Origin of the sequence: Bradyrhizobium sp. 23, from assembly GCF_023073295.1 — a bacterium.
GTDB lineage: Bacteria > Pseudomonadota > Alphaproteobacteria > Rhizobiales > Xanthobacteraceae > Bradyrhizobium > Bradyrhizobium canariense_D.
Map to the genome: position 1 here is coordinate 7,421 of NZ_JADPJF010000027.1, position 3,056 is coordinate 10,476.

The 3,056-nt window shown below is 65.2% G+C and carries 3 protein-coding genes; all 3 read left to right on the forward strand.

What is annotated here, in order from left to right:
* The first annotated feature begins 175 nt into the window (after positions 1-175).
* The gene (locus IVB32_RS03900; RefSeq protein WP_018456527.1) at positions 176-838 is read left to right on the forward strand and encodes a 3-oxoacid CoA-transferase subunit A; all 663 of its coding nucleotides are present in this window, start codon (positions 176-178) and stop codon (positions 836-838) included.
* The gene (locus IVB32_RS03905; protein ID WP_247360212.1) at positions 835-1,512 is read left to right on the forward strand and encodes a 3-oxoacid CoA-transferase subunit B; all 678 of its coding nucleotides are present in this window, start codon (positions 835-837) and stop codon (positions 1,510-1,512) included. The genes IVB32_RS03900 and IVB32_RS03905 overlap by 4 nt, the downstream gene beginning before the upstream one ends.
* A partial coding sequence (locus IVB32_RS03910; RefSeq protein ID WP_247409879.1) for a thiamine pyrophosphate-dependent enzyme occupies positions 1,509-3,056 on the forward strand: 1,548 nt, incomplete at its 3' end. The genes IVB32_RS03905 and IVB32_RS03910, both read left to right, overlap by 4 nt.

Here is a 3,056-nt window from a genome sequence, read left to right on the forward strand (position 1 = left end):
CGGATCGTGGGCGCGACGGGCGCCGGCGCAGCCCACCGCCTGAACATGCATTTCGCCGAGGTCCGGATGGCGGCCTACGCCGACGGCACCAACGAGATGCTGCTCGACCGGGTCGGCCGTGGCCTGTCAACGACGTACCTCAAATCAATCCCGTAGCAGAGACGGCGGATTTACGATGCGCAACGTAGTGGTTGAAGACGCGGCGGCGGCCGTGGAAGGCATCAAGGACGGCGACGCCGTCATGATGGGAGGGTTCGGCGGAGCGGGGCTTCCGCTCGGAGTGGTCAAGGCGGTGCTCGACCGGGGCGTCCGCGACCTGACGCTGATATCGAACAACGCCGGCTCGACCGAGGACGATCTGTCGCTGTGGTTCGAAGCCAGGATCGTTCGCAAGATCGTCTGCTCCTATCCGCGCAGCGCCAAGCAGTTCGCCGAGCAATATCGTGCCGGCACGGTCGAGCTCGAACTCGTTCCGCAGGGCACGCTGGTGGAGCGCATCCGGGCAGGCGGCGCCGGTCTCGGCGGCTTCCTTTCTCCCGTCGGCGTGGGAACGGTATTCGCTGACGGCAAGGAGAAGATCGTCGTCGACGGACGCGAATTTATTCTTGAGCTACCGCTTCATGCAGATTTCGCTTTCGTCAAAGGTCATCTCGCCGACACGCTCGGCAACGTCACCTATAACAAGACCGCGCGCAACCACTGCGCGGTGATGGCGACCGCCGGCCGGACGGTCGCCGTGGAAGTCGACCGCGTGGTCAACGTCGGGGATTTGGATCCAGAAGCCATAGTCACTCCATGCATCTTCGTCGATCGCGTTTTCGCAAGGAGCTCCCGATGACACCGCTTGCACGCGATGCGCTGGCCCGCATGGTCGCACTTCATCTGCCGCAGGAGGGATTCGTCAATCTCGGTATCGGCGCACCGACGCACGTCGCTGACTACCTGCCGGAGGGGTCTAGCGTGATCCTTCACAGCGAGAACGGAGTCCTCAACGTGGGTCCGAAGCCACCGGCGGGCGAAGAGGACTGGGATCTCATCAATGCAGGGAAGATGCCCATCTCGATCCGAACCGGCGGTTCCTACTTCGACTCCAGCCTCTCGTTCGCGATGATGCGAGGCGGTCATCTCGACGTGGCCGTGCTCGGCGCCTTTCAGGTGTCCAAGGACGGTGATCTCGCCAACTGGACGACGGGTGACAACGGGTCTCCGCCCGGCATCGGCGGAGCCATCGATCTGGCGGTCGGCGCCAAGTCGATCTGGGTAATGATGGACCACACCACCAAGGATGGCCGCTCCCGCATCGTGGAGCGATGTGGGTATCCGCTCACGGCGCGCGGAGTGGTGACCCGCATCTTCACCAACCTCTGCATCATCGACATAACCGAGGATGGCCTGGCCGTTCGGGCCCTACTTGACGGCCTCGCGATCGAGGCGCTGCGAGATCGGACGGAGGCGCCACTGCGCGTCATGGGCGATCCCCTGACCATCAGGCAGGACGGGAGCGTCGCATGACCGACCGCGTCGCGGAACTCGTGGCGGACTGTCTCGTCGCGCACGGGGTGGACAGGGCCTTCGGCGTCCCGGGAGAAAGCTTTCTGGCGCTGCTGGACGCGCTGCGCGACCGTAACGATTTCGATCTGGTGACTTGCCGGCACGAAGGAAGCGCGAGCCTCGCGGCGGTCGCTGACGCCAAACTCACAGGGCGCGCAGGCGTCGTGATGACGAGCCGTGGTCCGGGCGCCTTCAACGCAGCGCTCGGGTTGCATGTGGCCGCGCAGGAGGCGATTCCGCTGGTGATGCTGGTCGGTCAGGTCGATCGTCCGAACCTCGCAAGGGACGCGGTGCAGGAGATCGACTGTGGCCGATCTTTCGATGGCGTGCTGAAGTGGTCGGTGCGTCTGAACTCGGCGGATCTCGTTCCAGAGATGATGGCCCGCGCGTTCGCCGTGGCCCATGCGGGAACGCCAGGTCCCGTCGCCATCGAACTGCCGGAAGATCTCCTTGAAGACCCGGCCGAGGGATTTGTGGCCACAGCCAACGGAGCTGTGCGTCCGGAGCCCGGTGCTGCGGCCATTGAACAGGCGAGGGCGGCGTTGAGGGCCGCGGAGCGGCCGATCCTGCTGGTCGGCGGCGAATGCCGGACGGCATCGTTCCGCCAAGATCTGATCGCGTTTTCCGAGAAATGGAACGTGCCCGTCGTCACTATGAACAAAATGCAGGACCAGTTCCCGAACTCTCACCCGCTGTGGGCGGGTCAGTTCGGGTTCTTCACGTCTCAGCCTCATGTGAAACTGCTCGAACGCGCCGACCTCGTCGTTGCCGTCGGAACACGTCTGGGCGATCTGTCCTCGCTCGGCTTTGCGTTTCCGAGACAGGCCGAGCCTCGCCAGCCATTGGTACATGTCTATCCAGATCCCGATGCGATCGGAAAGCGCGTCCGAACCGACGTCGCGGTCGTCTCTGGATCGCATGCATTCGTGTCGGCCATGCTCGCAGCTCCCGCGACGGCGCGGGCCTGCGCCGAGTGGTCCTCCGCGGCTGCCGCGGCGCGGACGGCCACGCATGGTTGGCCTCAGTTCGGCGTACCATCGGCGGACGTCCTCGGTCACGCGGTGGCGGCGATCGCCGCGCACTTCAGGCCCGATGGCATCGTCACGACGGATTCAGGCAATTTCGCCGGATGGGTCCATCGCATCTTCAGCCTCGAGCCGACCGCGCGGCTGCTCGGCTCGGCTTGCGGGGCGATGGGCACTGGGGTCCCGTCCGGGCTCGCTGCCAGCCTTCGCTTTCCGGAGCGGCAGGTGGTTGCGTTCTGCGGAGACGGCGGCTTCCTGATGACGGGCAATGAGCTTGCGACGGCCGTCGCCAGAGGCGCGAACCTCACGATCGTCGTATCCAATAACCAGTCCTACGGGACCATCCGGTCGCACCAGGAGCGTGCCTATCCCGGTCGTCCGTACGGCACGGATCTTTCGAATCCCGACTTTGCCGCTTTGGCGCGCGCCTTCGGCGCGACCGGCTTCGTCATCGAGGATGCGGAACGTGCCCCCGGGACC

What these genes read in the sequence shown, in the direction of transcription:
- IVB32_RS03900 (WP_018456527.1), top strand. Translation starts at nt 176, where the DNA reads ATGCGCAACGTAGTGGTTGAAGACGCGGCGGCGGCCGTGGAAGGCATC.
- IVB32_RS03905 (WP_247360212.1), top strand. Translation starts at nt 835, where the DNA reads ATGACACCGCTTGCACGCGATGCGCTGGCCCGCATGGTCGCACTTCAT.